A 16,855-nucleotide genomic window follows, 5' to 3' on the forward strand; every position below is an offset into this window, starting at 1 on the left:
GGCACAGCCTGAAAGCAGCAAAAGGGTGGCAAAAACAGCAGTGGAGGCAAAGCTTAACGGCAAGCGAGACATCGAAAAGCAACTCAATAATTGATGCTTAAACCCTACCATGTTGGCCGCCCACGAGAAAGGTTAGACTCGTCCCATTCCCGCTGCTTGTGATTATTGTAAGGATCACCCATGACCTCTCCTGTGCCTCTTGCCCCCAAGCGCGAAATCGTTGGCTGGGCCATGTACGACTTCGCCAATCAGGCCTACACACTGCTCATTATCACGGTCGTTTTTGGTGATTTGTTTACGCGCGTTATTGTGGGTGATGGCCCGGATTACCGCCTCGGCAACTTGCTCTGGAGCGTTGCCATTGCCGTAAGCTGCTTGGCGGTAGCACTGGTGAATCCCATTTGTGGCGCAGTCATGGATTACACCGCTACGCGCAAACGCTATCTGTTTATGACTTATGTGCTGACAGTCATCGGTACGGCGCTGCTCTACTTCGTGGAGCCGGGCTGGATAGCGTTGGCGATGTTACTGATCATTATCACCAACTTCGCCTTTGCGCTCGGCGAAGGCATTATCGCCAGCTTTCTCACTGATCTCGGCCCACGCGATGCTTTGGGCTGGATCTCCGGTCTCGGCTGGGGACTCGGCTATATTGGCGGCCTCGTGGCCACGGCATTTTCGCTGAGCTTCCTGGGCGAGGTCAGTCTGGCCAATTACGACACAGTGCGCTGGGTTGGCCCATTTGCGGCAGTTTTTGTCTGCCTCGGCTGCATCCCGACGTTTCTGTGGTTGCGCGAGCGTGGAACGGCGCGACAACTGCCAGCCGGTGAGTCAGTGATGCAGCGCGGTCTGGTACGCCTGCGTGAAACCTGGCTGGAAATGCGCCAGTTTCAAGATTTGCGCCGCTTGTTGATCTCCATCTTTTTCTCCATGGCCGGCATTGCCATCATCGTCAGCTTTGCCTTTATTTATGGCGCGCAGGTCATCAAATGGGATGACTCGGTGCGAACCATGATGTTCGTGATCGTGCAATTTAATGCGGCAGTGGGTGCTATCGCATTTGGCATTCTGCAAAGCCGTTTGGGGTCGCGCTTCACCTACATGTTGTCGCAAGGGCTTTGGGTAGTTGCGATTCTGGCGATCTGGCTCACGCCGGAAATTGCCGCTTTGGCGCGTGAGCAGTTGGGTGTGAACTGGCAGGCACAATATGTCTTCTTGTTTGCTGGCTGTTTGGCGGGTCTGAGCCTGGGGTCAGCGCAATCGGCCGGACGTGCCTTGGTCGGTTTCTTGACGCCAGCGGGTAAATCGGCGGAGTTCTTCGGCATGTGGGGGACGGCAGCGAAACTAGCCGCTGTATTCGGTATGCTCGGTCTGGGTTTGTTGCAGACCTTTTTCGGGTTGGCCGACGCCATTCTGTTTTGTCTGGTGCTGTTTGCGGTGTCCATGTGGGTAGTGTCGAGTGTTGATGAAACTCGGGGCAGGGCGGCTGCGGATCAATGGTGTGAGCCAATCGAGGGTAAGAAATGAAGCAAAAGTTTGCCATTATTGGGCTAGGCAGTTTTGGCGGTACGGTTGCTTGCGAACTGGTTCGTTTGGGTCATGAAGTGTTGGGTATTGATGTGGATGAGGCTCGCGTGAATAAGCACGCCGACCACCTCACGCAAACCCTGGTCGCGGATGGTACGGATGACAAGGTTATTGAGGAATTAGGCCTGCAAAAATACGATGCCGTTGTGGTGGCCATTGGTGAGAACCTAGAGGCCAGCATCCTGAGTACGCTGGCGCTAAAAAGCAGTGGTTGTGAGCGAGTGTGGGTAAAGGCTACCAACGACACGCATCATCGCATTTTGTCTCGATTGCAGGCGGATCGCATTATTCATCCCGAGCATGAGATTGGTGTACGGGTAGCGCAAAGCCTGACGCATCCGCAAATGCTCGACTATATTTCCCTAGGGCAAGGGTGGTTTGTGGTTGAAATTAATGTCAACGAACACATAGCTGCGCGTAAGTCCTATGAGCAGGAATTGGATTTTGCTGACTTAAAAATGGTCTTAGTGAAACGTGGCTCTATCGTGGTGCCGCCTCCTTATCGGGGACTGTTATTGCAAGTGGGCGACCAAATTGTGTTGGCCGGTTTGCTCGAGAATCTGCTGAAGTTTGCTAAGAGAATTATGTGAGAAGTTGGCGGCCACATTTACCCTTTTGGGGTGACAACTCAGCGCTGGTAAAGGGCACAAACCCCGCCACACTGGTGGCGAGCAGCTTTTTAATTTTAATCATCATCGGTGCGTTATTACTACGCAGTGACTGGGCTACCAAAGTGCCGATTAGTTGGTCAGACGCGCTTTTTACCGCGACTTCAGCCGTCACTGTGACGGGATTGGCGGTGCTGGACACCGACACTCATTTCAGCACAGCAGGTCAGATGGTCTTACTGGTGCTGGTGCAGCTGGGCGGCATTGGCATCATGACGTTTGCTGCCTTGACCTTATTGCTATTAGGGCATCAGTTGGGGATAGGCGAGCAACGACTGGTTCGGGAGGCCATGAACCATACCCGTGTGATGGATCTGGGTTGGCTGATAAAACGTATTTTTGTGCTGGTCTTTGTTATTGAGCTGGTCGGCTTTCTGCTGCTCAGCGTTATTTTAATACCCGATCAGGGCTGGCTCACTGGAAGTTATCACGCCCTGTTTTACAGCATCTCAGCGTTCAACAATGCTGGCTTTGCGCTGACCAGTGAAAGCCTCATTCCTAAGGCTGGGCACTGGCCTTTGGCCTTAGTTTTGGGCTCGCTTGCCGTTATTGGCGGTCTTGGCTTTACCGTATTGGCGGAGTTGAGATTGCGAACACGCTGGTCTGCGATGTCGTTGCACAGTCGTCTCATGCTCAGCGGTACCGCGATCTTGTTGTTGTTCACTTTTGTCGTGTTTCTGCTGTGTGAATGGAGTAATCCGGCCACTTTAGGGTCATACGACACCAGTGAAAAACTGGCAATTGGTCTCTTTCATGCCATTGTTCCTCGCTCAGCCGGTTTCAATATGGTGGATGTCGGCAGCCTGACGCTCGCAGTCACCATGCTCTATATCGTCCTGATGTTTATCGGTGCCGGTACCAATTCCAGTGGTGGCGGCATCAAGGTCACCACCTTTATGGTGCTGATATTGTCGACAAGAGCGTTTTTGAGTGGGCGCACTACGCCGTCTGTGTTTGGCCGCAGTATTCCGTTGGAACTGGTACTTAAGTCTTTAGCCATGGCATTTATTGCCATGATGATTGTGTTGGCAACCATGTTTGCGCTGACGCTGACCGACCCTCATCTCGGCTTTCTCAATCTCTTCTTTGAAGCGGTGTCGGCTTGTGCCACGGTGGGGTTATCCCGTGGTATCACGGGGGATCTGTCTGAGCCTGGTCGTATCGTCTTGATGTTAGCCATGTTTATTGGACGCATTGGGCCATTAACGTTGGTGTTTTTGCTGGCCAAGCCTAAGCGTCATCGCATTCGCTATCCGGCCGGGGATGTCCATATCGGTTGACCCCTCAGTTTCAAAGGCGTATCGTCTCGATACCTCGCAGATTGTCGACAATTCGAGCCGCTTGCATGACTGAGACATCATTGCCATCACCTGACACCCCCGTGGTCGCTGACAGCGATCTGGTCGTGTCATCGCTGAATAGCAGTGAGCCCCGTCTTACCCTCGCCGATAAAGTCTTTGCCCAGCTTCAGGATGCCATCGTCAAAGGCGAGCTCGTTGCTGGCTCGCGCGTATCCGAAGCGGAGCTAGTCGCGCGTTACGGTGTGTCGCGAGGGCCGCTGCGTGAAGCGCTGCGCCGGCTTGAAGGCCGTCAGCTCATCACCCGAATTCCGCATGTTGGCGTGCGCATCATGGCCTTGTCGCTGGATGAGCTGCTGCAGATCTATCAGGTTCGCGAAACCCTGGAAGGGCTGGCCTGCCGCCTTGCCGCGCAGCACATGAGCGATGCCGAAATCGCTGGCCTGAAAGAGCTACTGGCCCGCCACGAGCAGCAGATTGCCGAGCACGAGGGCCGCGCCTACATCCAGGAAGAAGGCAACGTCGACTTTCATTACTGCATCATCCAGGGCAGCCACAACGCCGTGCTGATTCAGATGCTCTGCGGCGAGCTTTACCACCGCGTGCGCATTTACCGAGGCCAGTTCTCGGTCACCGAGGGTCGTCCGGCGAAAGCGCTGGATGAGCACCGTCGCATCGTTGAAGCCATTGCCACGCGTGATGGCGAGCTCGCCGAATTCCTGATGCGTCGCCACATTGCCACCGCCCGCGCCAATATCGAGGCGCGCGTCTCACCCTCTTTACCAACGCCGGATGCCCCGGCCAGGAGTGCTTGATGTCTTGCCATAACCACCCACATCACCCGAGTGCCGGTCGTCGTTTTCGCGATGCCATCGCTGCCGAAAAGCCGCTACAGGTCATGGGCACGGTCAATGCCTACGCCGCGATGATGGCGACCAAGGTTGGCTACAAGGCCATTTATCTGTCGGGTGCTGGTTGTGCCAACTACTCCTACGGTCTGCCGGATCTGGGTCTGACCTCGCTGGAAGATGTGCTGATCGATGCCCGCCGCATCACCAGCGTCACCGATACGCCGCTGCTGGTCGACATCGACACCGGCTGGGGCGGGGCGTTCAACATCTCGCGCACGGTCACGGAGATGATCCGCGCCGGCGTCGCTGCTGTGCACATCGAGGACCAGGTTGCGCAGAAGCGCTGCGGTCATCGCCCGAACAAGGAAATCGTGCCGGTCGAGGAGATGGTCGATCGCGTGAAAGCCGCCGTCGATGCCAAGACCGACAGCGATTTTGTCGTGATGGCGCGTACCGACTCGCTGCAGAAGGAAGGTCTCAACGGCGTCATCGACCGCATCAGTGCCTATGTTGAAGCCGGTGCCGATGCCATCTTTGCCGAGGCCATGACCGACATCACCATGTACCGCAAGGTCTGCGATGCCGTGAACGTGCCGGTGCTGGCCAACATCACCGAGTTCGGCGACACGCCGTACTACACCACGAGCGAGCTGGGCGAGCAGGGCATCGCCATGGTTCTGTACCCGCTGTCGGGCACACGTGCCATGCAGAAAGCCGCGCTGGCCGTGTACGAGGCGGTGCGCAAGGACGGTACGCAGGTCAACGTGCTCGACCTCATGCAGAAGCGCAAGGAGCTCTACGAGTTCCTGAATTACCACAGCTATGAAGACAAGATTGACCAGCTGTTTTCCAAAAACAAATAAGCCACTTTTATAAAAAAACCGAATTCGATCCGGAGAATGACCATGACTGAAGTACAACAAGTTTTGCCGAAAGCCAAGAAATCCGTTGCCCTGTCCGGCACTGTTGCGGGCAATACGGCACTCTGCACCGTTGGCCGTACCGGCAATGACCTGGCCTATCGCGGCTACGACATTCTCGATCTGGCGGCGACCAGTGAGTTTGAAGAAATTGCTCACCTCTTGGTTCACGGCAAGCTGCCGAATGCAGCTGAATTAGCGGGCTACAAGAGCAAGTTGAAAGCGCTGCGTGGTCTGCCCGCGGCAGTGAAAGTTGCACTTGAGCAACTGCCACCATCCAGTCATCCCATGGATGTGATGCGTACCGGCGTGTCCGTACTCGGTTGCGTTAAGCCGGAGAAGGAGGACCACAACCACCCGGGCGCGCGTGACATCGCCGACAAGCTGATGGCGTCGCTGGGTTCGATGCTGCTGTACTGGTACCACTTTGCCTACAACGGTAAACGCATCGAAGTAGAAACCGATGATGACTCCATCGGCGGTCACTTTCTGCACCTGCTGCACGGCGAAAAGCCACGTGATAGCTGGGTCCGTGCCATGCACACCTCGCTCATTCTTTACGCGGAGCACGAATTCAACGCCTCTACGTTCACCTCGCGTGTGGTCGCGGGCACGGGTTCCGACATGTTCTCGGCTATTTGTGGTGGCATTGGTGCGCTGCGTGGTCCTAAGCACGGCGGCGCTAACGAAGTCGCTTTCGAAATTCAGAAGCGCTACGACAATCCGGATGAAGCCGAGGCCGATATCCGTGCGCGTGTAGAGAAGAAGGAAGTGGTCATTGGTTTCGGCCACCCGGTCTATACCGTGAGCGACCCGCGCAACAAGGTCATTAAAGAAGTGGCCAAGCAGCTCAGCGCCGAACAGAACAACATGAAGATGTACGACATTGCCGAGCGTTTGGAATCGACCATGTGGGAAATCAAAAAGATGTTCCCGAACCTCGATTGGTTCTCTGCTGTGAGCTACCACATGATGGGTGTGCCCACCGACATGTTTACCCCATTGTTCGTGATTGCCCGCACAAGCGGCTGGTCGGCGCATGTGATTGAGCAGCGTATCGACGGCAAAATCATCCGCCCCAGCGCGAACTACACCGGTCCAGAAGACCAGACGTTTGTGCCGATGAAGGATCGCAAATAATCATGAACACGAATTTCCGAAAGAACCTGCCGGGCACTGCCCTGGATTACTTCGACGCTCGCGCGGCGGTCGATGCCATCAAGCCCGGTGCCTGGGACGGCCTGCCGTACACCGCCCGCATCCACGCCGAGAACATCGTGCGCAAGGCGGATCCGGCCATCGTCACCGAGTGCCTGGTCCAGCTCATCGAGCGCAAGCGCGAGCGCGACTTCCCGTGGTTCCCGGCACGCGTGGTCTGCCATGACATCCTAGGCCAGACCGCGCTGGTCGACCTCGCCGGCCTGCGCGACGCCATCGCCGACCAGGGGGGCGATCCGGCCAAGGTCAATCCGGTGGTGCCGGTGCAGCTCATCGTCGACCACTCGCTGGCCGTGGAGTGCGGCGGTTTCGATCCGGACGCGTTCCAGAAGAACCGCGACATCGAGGAGCGCCGCAATGAGGACCGCTTCCACTTCATCAACTGGACCAAGACCGCGTTCGACAATGTCGACGTGATCCCGGCCGGCAATGGCATCATGCACCAGATCAACCTGGAGAAGATGTCGCCGGTGATCCACGCCCAGCACGGCGTGGCCTTCCCGGACACCTGCGTGGGCACCGACTCGCACACCCCGCACGTGGACGCGTTGGGCGTGATCTCGGTGGGCGTGGGCGGCCTCGAAGCCGAGAACGTCATGCTTGGCCGCGCCTCCTGGATGCGCACCCCGGACATGGTCGGCGTCGAGCTGACCGGCACGCGCCAGCTGGGCATCACCGCCACCGACATCGTGCTCGCCTTGACCGAGTTCCTGCGCCAGGCCAAGGTCGTCGGCGCTTACCTGGAGTTCTACGGCGAGGGCGTGCCGGGCCTGACCATCGGCGACCGCGCCACCATCTCCAACATGGCCCCGGAATACGGCGCCACGGCCGCCATGTTCTCCATCGATGAACAGACGCTGACCTATCTGCGCCTGACCGGCCGCAGCGACGAGCAGGTCAAGCTGGTCGAGACCTACGCCAAGGAAGCCGGCCTGTGGTCGGACAGCCTGGTGAATGCCGAGTTCGAGCGCGTGCTGACGTTCGACCTGTCGTCGGTCGTGCGCAACATGGCTGGCCCGTCGAACCCGCATCGCCGCCTGCCGGTGTCGGCGCTCAAGGAGCGCGGCATCGCGGTCGACCTCGACAAGGCCAAGGCCCAGGAAGCCGACGGCCTGATGCCGGATGGCGCGGTCATCATCGCTGCCATCACCTCGTGTACCAACACCTCCAACCCGCGCAACGTGATTGCCGCCGGCCTGATTGCGCGCAATGCCCGCCGTCTCGGTCTGCTGCGCAAGCCGTGGGTGAAGTCGTCGCTGGCGCCGGGCTCCAAGGTCGTCGAGCTGTATCTGAAGGAAGCCGGCCTGCTCGAAGATCTCGAAGCGCTGGGCTTTGGCATCGTGGCGTTCGCCTGCACGACCTGCAACGGCATGTCCGGCGCGCTGGATCCGAAGATTCAGCAGGAAATCATCGACCGTGACCTGTATACCACTGCCGTGCTGTCGGGCAACCGCAACTTCGACGGCCGCATCCACCCGTATGCCAAGCAGGCCTTCCTAGCCTCGCCGCCGCTGGTCGTGGCCTATGCCATTGCCGGCACCATCCGCTTCGACATCGAGCAGGATGTGCTGGCCGTGGTTGATGGCAAGGAGATCCGTCTCAAGGACATCTGGCCGTCGGATGACGAGATCGATGCCTTGGTGGCGAAGTCGGTGAAGCCGGCCCAGTTCAACCAGATCTACATCCCGATGTTCGAGAAGAAGGACTCGGAGAGGGCCGCCTCGCCGCTCTATGCCTGGCGCGAGATGAGCACCTACATCCGTCGTCCGCCGTACTGGGAAGGCGCGCTGGCCGGCGAGCGCACGCTCAAGGGCATGCGTCCGCTGGCCATCCTGCCGGACAACATCACCACCGATCACCTATCGCCGTCGAACGCGATCGTGATGAACTCGGCGGCTGGCGAGTACCTGCACAAGATGGGCCTGCCGGAAGAGGACTTCAATTCCTACGCCACCCACCGCGGCGACCACCTCACCACCCAGCGCGCGACCTTCGCCAACAAGGAGCTGGTCAACGAGATGGCCGTGGTCGACGGCCAGGTCAAGAAGGGCTCGCTCGCCCGCGTCGAGCCGGAAGGCAAGGTCATGCGCATGTGGGAAGCCATCGAGACCTACATGAACCGCAAGCAGAACCTGATCATTGTCGCCGGTGCCGACTACGGTCAGGGCAGCTCGCGTGACTGGGCCGCCAAGGGCGTACGTCTGGCCGGGGTCGAGGTGATCGTGGCCGAGGGCTTCGAGCGCATCCATCGCACCAACCTGATCGGCATGGGCGTGCTGCCGCTAGAGTTCAAGCCGGGCACCACGCGCCTAACGCTGGGCATCGACGGCACTGAAACCTACGATGTGGAAGGTGAGCTGACACCGCGTGCTACGCTGACGCTGGTGATAAATCGTCGCAACGGCGAGGTTGTGCGTGTGCCGATGACCTGTCGTCTCGATTCCGATGAAGAAGTATCCGTGTATGAAGCGGGTGGCGTGTTGCAGCGCTTTGCCAAGGACTTCCTGGAGGCTACGGCGACTGCCTGATGCTCCCAAGTTCGCGGCGTGTGGGACGATTGCACCCTGTCAAACACGCCGTGAATACGTCCCTGTAGGCTCTCACGCGCCATCCTTGGCGCGTGAAGGTTTGACTGAGTGCATCCGTACCACGCGCCTCGCCAATGTCCGGGTTTCGGGCGTGGTGGTCGGTTATGGATGAGTGCTAAATGGGCGGTTACTTTTAATTGAGTGAGACACAAACATCATGATTCATCCCCCCCAGATTAAAGTGCCTGCCACCTATATCCGTGGCGGCACCTCCAAGGGTGTGTTCTTCCGTCTGCAGGATCTGCCGCCCAGTTGTCAGGTGCCCGGCGCGTCTCGCGATCAGCTATTCATGCGCGTGATCGGCAGCCCAGACCCCTATGCCGCACACATCGATGGCATGGGCGGAGCGACCTCGTCGACCTCGAAGTGCGTGATCCTGTCGAAGAGCAGCGAGCCAGATCATGATGTCGACTATCTCTATGGTCAGGTCTCCATCGACAAGGCGTTCGTGGACTGGAGCGGCAACTGCGGCAACCTGTCCACGGCGGCGGGTGCGTTCGCGCTTCACGCCGGTTTGGTGGATGCCTCGCGCATCCCTGACAACGGCACCTGCGTGGTAAGGATCTGGCAGGCCAATATCAAGAAAACCATCATTGCCCATGTGCCGGTGACGAACGGTCAGGTGCAGGAAACCGGTGATTTCGAACTCGATGGCGTGACCTTTCCCGCAGCGGAGATTGTCCTTGAGTTCATGGACCCCTCCGATGATGGCGAGGAGGGTGGCTCCATGTTCCCCACGGGTAACTTAGTGGATGATCTGGATGTGCCCGGCATCGGTACGTTGAAAGCCACGATGATCACAGCCGGTATCCCTACGGTGTTCGTTAATGCCGCTGATATTGGTTACACCGGCACGGAGCTGCGTGAACAGATCAATACCGATGCCGCTGCACTGAAGCGTTTTGAAGCGATTCGAATTGCCGGTGCCTTGCGTATGGGTTTGATCAAAACCCCGGAAGAAGCGGCAACCCGCCAGCACACGCCAAAAATCGCTTTTGTCGCGCCACCGACCGACTATGTCTCGTCTAGCGGTAAGCTGATCAAAGCCTCGGAGGTAGACCTGTTGGTTCGTGCATTGTCCATGGGCAAGCTGCATCACGCCATGATGGGTACTGCTGCGGTGGCGATTGGAACCGCCGCGGCAATTCCGGGCACGCTGGTGAGTCTTGCTGCAGGTGGCGAGGCGCGCGAAGCGGTGCGCTTCGGGCATCCGTCCGGCACGTTGCGTGTTGGGGCTGCGGCCAGCCAAGTCAACGGGCAGTGGACGGTGACCAAAGCCATTATGAGCCGTAGTGCGCGTGTGCTTATGGAAGGCTGGGTGAGGGTGCCTGGTGATGCGATCTAACGATTAGTGTTTTCTTGACTGTGCGTATGAAAGGACCCGCAATATGCGGGTCTTTTTTGGCACTGATTAGGCCATGAAATCACAACTTAAAAATCTTTATGAGATTGATTCTCATTTATTGAGTTGATGCTGTTTTGCCCGTACAATTTCAGTCATGAAAAATGCCTATTTAGCCGACGACCCCTTGCATGAACACGCTGAAACGGTGGCCTATCCGGTTTTAGCCGGCATTGTGTTGCTTCACGCGTTGTTACTCACTGGATTGTTTATGTTTCAGCGGGTCAGCGACCCCGTTCGCATAGATGTGCTGTCGGTTCGCATGCTGCAGGCATCACCCCCTGTGGATGCCCCGGTGAAGCCTGTGCCGGTCAAGCCACAACCTGTACCTAAACCATTGCCCAAGCCTGAAATTAAGCGGTTTAAGACAGATGAGCCGGCACCGGCGCTACCCACACCAGAACCTAAGTCCTTGCCACCCGTACAGCCGCCACAGCCTACGCCCAAGCCTGTTGAGCAGCCGCAGGAGCCCGCGTTGGCTGCTCCGGTCGTGCCGCCCCGTTTTGATGCGGCTTATCTGAACAATCCAGCGCCGAGCTATCCGGCTTTATCGCGACGCAATGGCGAGGCCGGTAAGGTGCTGTTACGTGTGCACGTGAGCAGCGACGGAAAACCCCAGCAAATCGATTTGCAACGAAGCAGTGGCTACAGCCGGCTCGATGATGCAGCGATCGCAGCGGTGCGCCAGTGGCGATTTATCCCGGCAAAACGGGGCGATGAAAATCTGACGGAGTGGGTGCTAGTGCCCCTCGTATTCAAGTTAACCAATTAATTAAGGCTGAGTGAGCATCATGGGTTTTCAACATTTCATGGATCAGGCTGATGGCGTTGCATTAAGCATTCTGGCCATTTTGTTCGTCATGTCGGTGGGTACTTGGTACTACATTGTGACCAAAGGCTGGCGCTATTGGGGCGCTCAGAATCGCTCTCGTGATTTCGTTCGTGGTTTTTGGGCCGCACCTAGCCTCGAAGCTGTGGCGCGCAAGCTGCGCAGCACGGGTATTACCGATCCGTTCTCACACTTAGTGCATCACGGGTTTACGGCCGTTGAGCAACATCAGTCGCGCCAGAACAACTCGCTGGTGGAAGCCGGCTCGGCTGAAGACTTTTTGACGCGTTCGTTGAAGCGCGCCATCGATCAAGACAAAGCGCGCTTAGAGGGCGGTTTGACCTTCCTTGCTACGGTGGCCTCGAGTGCGCCGTTTGTGGGCTTGTTCGGCACGGTATGGGGTATCTACCACGCGCTCATGGCCATCAGCGTGAGTGGGCAGGGTGGGTTAGATCAAGTTGCAGGCCCTGTGGGTGAGGCACTGATCATGACCGGGCTCGGATTGGCGGTGGCCATCCCCAGTGCCGTTGCCTACAACGTTTTCGTGCGTCTAAACCGCAATACGTTGGTTCAGCTGAACTCCTTTGCCCACGATGTCTTTGCTTTCCTTTCGACGGGTTTGGCGACGGGCTCATTACTGCACGATGTAGAGAAAACGTCGGAGCGCATGATCTCTCGTATCCAGCAATCACGGGATAATCAGGAGTAATTCGATGGCATTTGGATCGTTTGAACAAGGCGACGAGATTGAAGCCAATGCCGAAATCAACATGGTGCCGTTTATCGACATCATGCTGGTCTTGCTCATCATTTTTATGATTACAGCACCGCTGATGACGCATGCGGTCAAGGTGGATTTACCACAAGCCACTGCAAAACCCTTAGCAGCAGCCAGTAAGCCGGTTGACATTGCGGTGTTGGCGGACGGTCGTCTTTTGGTGAATGGGGCTGAGGTGGCAGTCAGCGCATTACCAACCTATCTCAAGCAATTTAAACCTGAGAGCGAAGTACATCTGCGTGCCGACCGTAAGACGGACTACGAAGTGGTGGCTCTCGTGTTGTCTTCGGCTGTTGAAGCGGGTTTAGCCAAAGTTGGTTTCGTTACCGATTTACCGCCCTCCACTTAAGGATTAGTAATGCTTAAAACAACTTTACTGCGTCTTCATGCCTGGCTCGGTATAACGGCAGGCCTGGTCATTGCATTAGTCGGTAGTACCGGTGCAATGATGGCCTTTGAGCCACAGATTTTACGCCTATTAAATCCCGGCATCCTTGAGTTGGAGCCCGCAGCGGGTCAGGTGATGCTTAGCCCGCAAGCATTGTATCGAGAAATTCAACGGGCTGAACCCAATCGCCCGCTGCAGGCATTAACCCTGAGTGGGCAACCTGATCGTCCGGCACAGGTTATCTTTACGTCGGCGAAAAGCCCTAAAGGTGAATCAGTGGGGGTGGATCCCTACACCGGCGCTCTATTGCCTGAGCCTACAGGTGAAGCCGCTTTCGAGTGGATAGAGGATCTTCATCGCAATTTGTTGGTCGATAAAGTGGGCAAGGCGGTTACTGGGGTGTCCGCATTCGTTCTGATTTTTATGTCGCTGAGTGGTCTTTACCTGCGCTGGAAGCGCCGACCTCGAGGTATCGGTGGTTGGTTAGGCTACCATCGCGGCCTAAATGGTCGGGCATGGCGCTTTCAGTTGCATAGCGTGGCGGGCACTTGGCTATTTGCCCTGTTTATTTTTTCAGCGGCGACGGGATTGAGCTGGTCCTACGATTGGTATAAGGCGGGAATCTACCAAGTGCTGTCTGTGGAGATGCCTAAGAAGCCTAAGCCCGGCCCTAAAGAGGTTATTACGGCGGAGCAATTCGATGGGTATCTGGCGTCGGTTTGGCCGCGTTTGCAAGCTGAATTGCCGGCTTATGACAGTGTCACGGTGCTTTTGGCCACGTTGCCCAGCGATGCCATTCGCGTGGAATATTTGGCGAAAGATTCGCCGCATATTCGTGCGAAGAACACCCTCACGTTTAGCCCATCAGGTGATGTGTTGTCGCATAAGCGCTTTGCTGAAAAGCCGTGGGGCGAGCAAATCACTGCATCGTGGAAAATGCTTCACACCGGGCAATACTGGGGCTGGTCCGGTCAACTTATGATGATGTTAAGCAGCCTGTCTTTGCTAGGTTTTGCTTGGCTGGGCATCAGCTTATTCCGTTCGCGGACGACGCCGCGCTAAGTCATATAGCGCGGCGCAAAAATAAGGGCTGAGGCTGATCTGCCGAGGCGTGATACACCTCGCTGAAGTCTGCCAGGCCTTTCAGCGCCACTTCGGCATCTTTATCATCGCGAATAGCGAAGGCATCAAAGCCAACACGCGACTGATAAAACAGTGTGTCTTTGAAAATATCGCCAACGGCGCGCAGTTCGCCTGTAAAGCCAAAGCGCGTGCGCAGAAGGTACGCCGTGGAGTAGCCGCGGCCATCCGCAAACGCTGGGAACTCAACGGCAACTAAATCGAGCTCAGAAACCATGTCCGCGATTTGCTCGGCAAACTGGTCTGGCTTTAGTTGCACGCCCTTGCGGCCCGCATGAGCTAGAACTTGAGCGCGGTGGCAAAGGAGGGTGTCTAGGCCGACCAGCACATCCCCTGCAGGCAGAGATAAATTGCCGTCAATAGCATCCACACGGGTATAGGTATCGGCGGCAATGGCGCCGTTTTTAATCAGCGTTGGCATAAACGCGCTCCTTAAAGACGGCAATGCCGACACGACGGTAAGTGCTGAGGAAAGTCTCGCCGGACAGACGCAGATCGAGGTAGGTATTGAGGATTTCCTCAATCACTTCCGCCATGTCATCGGCTTCAAACGATGGGCCGAGGATGTCGCCAATGCTGGCATCGTGCCCGGACGAGCCACCCAATGAAACTTGGTAGAACTCGGCGCCTTTTTTATCGACACCGAGAATCCCGATATGGCCCACATGGTGATGACCGCAGGCATTCATACAACCCGAGATATTCAGGTCGAGCGGGCCGAGGTCATACACCTCTTCCAGATCCTGATAGCGACGTTGGATTGCTTCGGCAATGGGGATAGATTTGGCATTGGCCAGCGAGCAGTAGTCTCCACCGGGGCAGCAGATGATGTTGGTCAGGAAGCCAATGTTGGCAGTGTCAAAACCCAACGTTTTCAATTCAGCGTAAAGCGCTGGCAGATCCGATTGCTTCACATCCGCGAGCACGATGTTTTGTTCGTGCGTGGTGCGTAACTCACCAAAGCTGAATGTGTCAGCAAGGCCAGCAACGGCTTCCATTTGTTCGGCGGTGATATCACCGGGTGCAATACCCACTTGCTTCAGCGATAACGTGACAATGGCGTAGCCCGGCACTTTATGTGCCGACACATTGCGATGGACCCAGTTATCAAACACAGCATCATGTGCGCGAGCAGCGGTGAGCTCAGCAGAAATGGCGGGCAGTGACTCATAAGCAGGCGCAGTAAAGAAGCCGGCAAGGCGCTCAAATTCAGCACTCGGAACTGTCAATGGGCCGTTTTGGAGATGCTTGAACTCAGCTTCCACTTGCTCGGCAAAAACCGCAGGGGTGAGGGCCTTAACCAAGATTTTGATACGGGCTTTGTATTTGTTGTCGCGGCGACCATGCAGGTTGTACACGCGCAGCACGGCATCCAAATAGGCGATCAAATCCTGACGCGGCAGGAACTCACGAATAATAGAGCCAATGATGGGGGTTCGACCCAGGCCGCCACCCACCATGATTTTGTAGCCAACTTCACCCGCGGCATTGCGAACAATGTACACACCAATGTCATGCACCTGCGTGGCGGCACGATCAATCTCAGGAAGTGCGTTCACGGCAATTTTGAACTTGCGTGGCAGGAAGGCGAATTCCGGATGGAAGGTCGACCACTGACGAATTAATTCGCAGGTAGGGCGCGGATCTTCAATCTCACCGGCGACAACACCCGCGAATTGGTCGGTGGTGGTGTTGCGAATACAGTTACCACTGGTTTGGATGGCATGCATCTCGACCTGAGCTAACTCCGCCAGAATTTCTGGCACATCGGCCAGGGCAGGCCAGTTCAGCTGGAAATTCTGACGTGTGCTGACATGAGCATAGCCACGATCGTAATGACGGGAGATATCCGCAATTTTGCGCAGCTGATCGCTAGAGAGCATGCCGTACGGCACGGCAATGCGCAGCATGGGCGCATAGCGCTGAACATAGAGACCGTTCTGCAAGCGCAATGGGCGGAACTCATCTTCGCTGAGCTGACCAGCGAGGTAGCGCTGAGTCTGGTCACGGAACTGGCGAACGCGGTCGTCGACAATTTTTTGGTCATACGCATCGTAGCGATACATGCGGGTTCATCCACAGGGTATAGAAGGCGCGCAGAATAACAGCGCAGACTCGTCAGTGAAAATGGAATTTGTTGACCGTGCTTATCAGTAATGCTGCTTGATTAAAGATTATGCGTACAGTTTGTCCAACAATCGACGAACGAACCGGCAAGTGCAAATGCCTGTGCTAGGATGCCGAGCATCCGTAAAGAGTAGCTTTTTTCCTATGACGTTTCGCGCTCAAGACAGTCTCGCTGAACAAATTGCGCATCATCTCGAAAGGCAGATCGTTACCGGCGATTTGGTCGAGGGCGAACGCATTCAGGAAATGCGCATTGTCGCGGAGTTGGAAGTCAGTCGCGGCTCAGTGCGCGAGGCGCTATTGATTTTGCAGCGTCGGCATCTCATTGATATTTTTCCGCGTCGCGGCGCAGTTGTGACGGAGTTAACTCCAGCACTGGTGAAAAGTTTGTATGAAGTGCTGAACCTGCAACTGAGCTTGGTGGTTAGGCGGTGGGCTGAGGTGTGGCAGCAAGCCGGCCTTGAACCCTTTATGGAGGGTATTCAGCACATCCAAGAGGCTGTTGTTGAGGAAGATACGGAGCTGTTTTTTGAGCGCAGCCTAGATTGGTTGAAATCGGCCTCTGTGTTTGCAGCTAACCCCTATTTGGATCAGCAGCTCAAGGATATGCAGCCATCCGTTCGCCGTGCCTATTACTTGGCGTTGCAAATGAATAAGCGTGAGCTCGAGGAGTCCTTTAGCTTTTTACGAGGGCTTCTCGATGCGGTCTTGCTCAGGCAGTCTGAGCGCGCCGCGGAATACCTAGAAGAATTTGTGATGCATCAACGAAATTTAGTGCTTGAGTCGCTCTTTCGCGTTAAGCAAATTGAGATGGCTTGGGCTCGTCGGCACCGCCGTTAAGGAAACAGTATGCGTTTAAAATCCATCAAGCTGGCGGGCTTCAAATCCTTTGTGGACCCTACCACGGCGAGCTTTCCCACCAATTTGTCTGCGGTGGTTGGCCCCAATGGTTGCGGCAAGTCCAATATTATTGATGCGGTGCGCTGGGTCATGGGTGAAAGTTCGGCTAAAAACTTGCGCGGCGAGAACATGACCGACGTCATTTTCAATGGCGCGGTGGG

16 protein-coding genes are annotated in these 16,855 nt (G+C 56.4%); 14 read left to right on the forward strand and 2 right to left on the reverse strand.

The features are described 5' to 3' along the window. Nucleotides 1–180: 180 nt before the first annotated feature. The 12 genes from AC14IB_RS00425 to AC14IB_RS00480 all read left to right on the forward strand — a co-directional run bounded on the left by AC14IB_RS00425 (nt 181) and on the right by AC14IB_RS00480 (nt 13,589). Nucleotides 181–1,527 (forward strand): MFS transporter, encoded by a 1,347-nt coding sequence (locus tag AC14IB_RS00425; RefSeq protein WP_068859401.1) that lies wholly within the window; start codon nt 181–183, stop codon nt 1,525–1,527. Further along, nucleotides 1,524–2,177, forward strand: coding sequence for a potassium channel family protein (locus AC14IB_RS00430; RefSeq protein ID WP_484230047.1), 654 nt, complete (start codon nt 1,524–1,526; stop codon nt 2,175–2,177). Before AC14IB_RS00425 ends, AC14IB_RS00430 begins: the two co-directional genes overlap by 4 nt. Further along, complete coding sequence (locus AC14IB_RS00435; RefSeq protein WP_484230048.1) at nt 2,174–3,535, forward strand: TrkH family potassium uptake protein; 1,362 nt, start codon at nt 2,174–2,176, stop codon at nt 3,533–3,535. Before AC14IB_RS00430 ends, AC14IB_RS00435 begins: the two co-directional genes overlap by 4 nt. A gap of 65 nt (nt 3,536–3,600) precedes the next feature. Beyond that, the gene (locus tag AC14IB_RS00440; protein ID WP_082968732.1) at nt 3,601–4,368 is read left to right on the forward strand and encodes a GntR family transcriptional regulator; all 768 of its coding nucleotides are present in this window, start codon (nt 3,601–3,603) and stop codon (nt 4,366–4,368) included. Next, entirely contained in the window at nt 4,368–5,267 is a 900-nt protein-coding gene (gene prpB, locus AC14IB_RS00445) for a methylisocitrate lyase (protein ID WP_068859397.1), read from the forward strand. The genes AC14IB_RS00440 and prpB overlap by 1 nt, the downstream gene beginning before the upstream one ends. A 42-nt stretch (nt 5,268–5,309) precedes the next feature. Further along, entirely contained in the window at nt 5,310–6,464 is a 1,155-nt protein-coding gene (gene prpC / locus AC14IB_RS00450; protein ID WP_198341639.1) for a bifunctional 2-methylcitrate synthase/citrate synthase, read from the forward strand. Nucleotides 6,465–6,466: 2 nt separating this feature from the next. Continuing rightward, a complete protein-coding gene (acnD, locus tag AC14IB_RS00455) occupies nt 6,467–9,070 on the forward strand; it encodes a Fe/S-dependent 2-methylisocitrate dehydratase AcnD (RefSeq protein ID WP_484230049.1) in 2,604 nt (867 codons plus the stop codon). Between the two features lie 217 nt (nt 9,071–9,287). Then, a complete protein-coding gene (prpF, locus tag AC14IB_RS00460; RefSeq protein WP_484230050.1) occupies nt 9,288–10,475 on the forward strand; it encodes a 2-methylaconitate cis-trans isomerase PrpF in 1,188 nt (395 codons plus the stop codon). A 154-nt stretch (nt 10,476–10,629) separates the two neighbouring features. After that, nucleotides 10,630–11,304: an energy transducer TonB gene (locus AC14IB_RS00465; RefSeq protein WP_484230051.1), complete on the forward strand. Its 675-nt coding sequence runs from the start codon at nt 10,630–10,632 to the stop codon at nt 11,302–11,304. A gap of 19 nt (nt 11,305–11,323) precedes the next feature. Then, nucleotides 11,324–12,070, forward strand: coding sequence for a MotA/TolQ/ExbB proton channel family protein (locus AC14IB_RS00470; protein WP_484230052.1), 747 nt, complete (start codon nt 11,324–11,326; stop codon nt 12,068–12,070). A gap of 4 nt (nt 12,071–12,074) precedes the next feature. Further along, nucleotides 12,075–12,488, forward strand: coding sequence for an ExbD/TolR family protein (locus tag AC14IB_RS00475; RefSeq protein ID WP_484230053.1), 414 nt, complete (start codon nt 12,075–12,077; stop codon nt 12,486–12,488). Nucleotides 12,489–12,497: 9 nt separating this feature from the next. Beyond that, nucleotides 12,498–13,589 (forward strand): PepSY-associated TM helix domain-containing protein, encoded by a 1,092-nt coding sequence (locus AC14IB_RS00480; protein ID WP_484230054.1) that lies wholly within the window; start codon nt 12,498–12,500, stop codon nt 13,587–13,589. Nucleotide 13,590: 1 nt separating this feature from the next. Here AC14IB_RS00480 and AC14IB_RS00485 read toward each other — a convergent pair whose 3' ends face one another. Both AC14IB_RS00485 and AC14IB_RS00490 read right to left on the reverse strand, forming a co-directional pair. After that, nucleotides 13,591–14,088 carry a DUF934 domain-containing protein gene (locus AC14IB_RS00485; RefSeq protein ID WP_484230055.1) on the reverse strand — a complete coding sequence of 166 codons (498 nt, stop codon included), beginning with the start codon at nt 14,086–14,088 and terminating at the stop codon, nt 13,591–13,593. After that, nucleotides 14,072–15,733 carry a nitrite/sulfite reductase gene (locus AC14IB_RS00490; RefSeq protein WP_484230056.1) on the reverse strand — a complete coding sequence of 554 codons (1,662 nt, stop codon included), beginning with the start codon at nt 15,731–15,733 and terminating at the stop codon, nt 14,072–14,074. The genes AC14IB_RS00485 and AC14IB_RS00490 overlap by 17 nt, the downstream gene beginning before the upstream one ends. 205 nt (nt 15,734–15,938) lie before the next feature. Here AC14IB_RS00490 and AC14IB_RS00495 point away from each other — a divergent pair, with 205 nt between their 5' ends. Together AC14IB_RS00495 and AC14IB_RS00500 are read left to right on the forward strand one after the other, a co-directional pair. Next, nucleotides 15,939–16,634 carry a GntR family transcriptional regulator gene (locus tag AC14IB_RS00495; protein WP_484230057.1) on the forward strand — a complete coding sequence of 232 codons (696 nt, stop codon included), beginning with the start codon at nt 15,939–15,941 and terminating at the stop codon, nt 16,632–16,634. A gap of 9 nt (nt 16,635–16,643) precedes the next feature. Further along, nucleotides 16,644–16,855: AAA family ATPase (locus AC14IB_RS00500; protein ID WP_484230058.1), on the forward strand; the 212-nt coding region annotated here is incomplete at its 3' end.

This window comes from Perlucidibaca sp., from assembly GCF_057084925.1.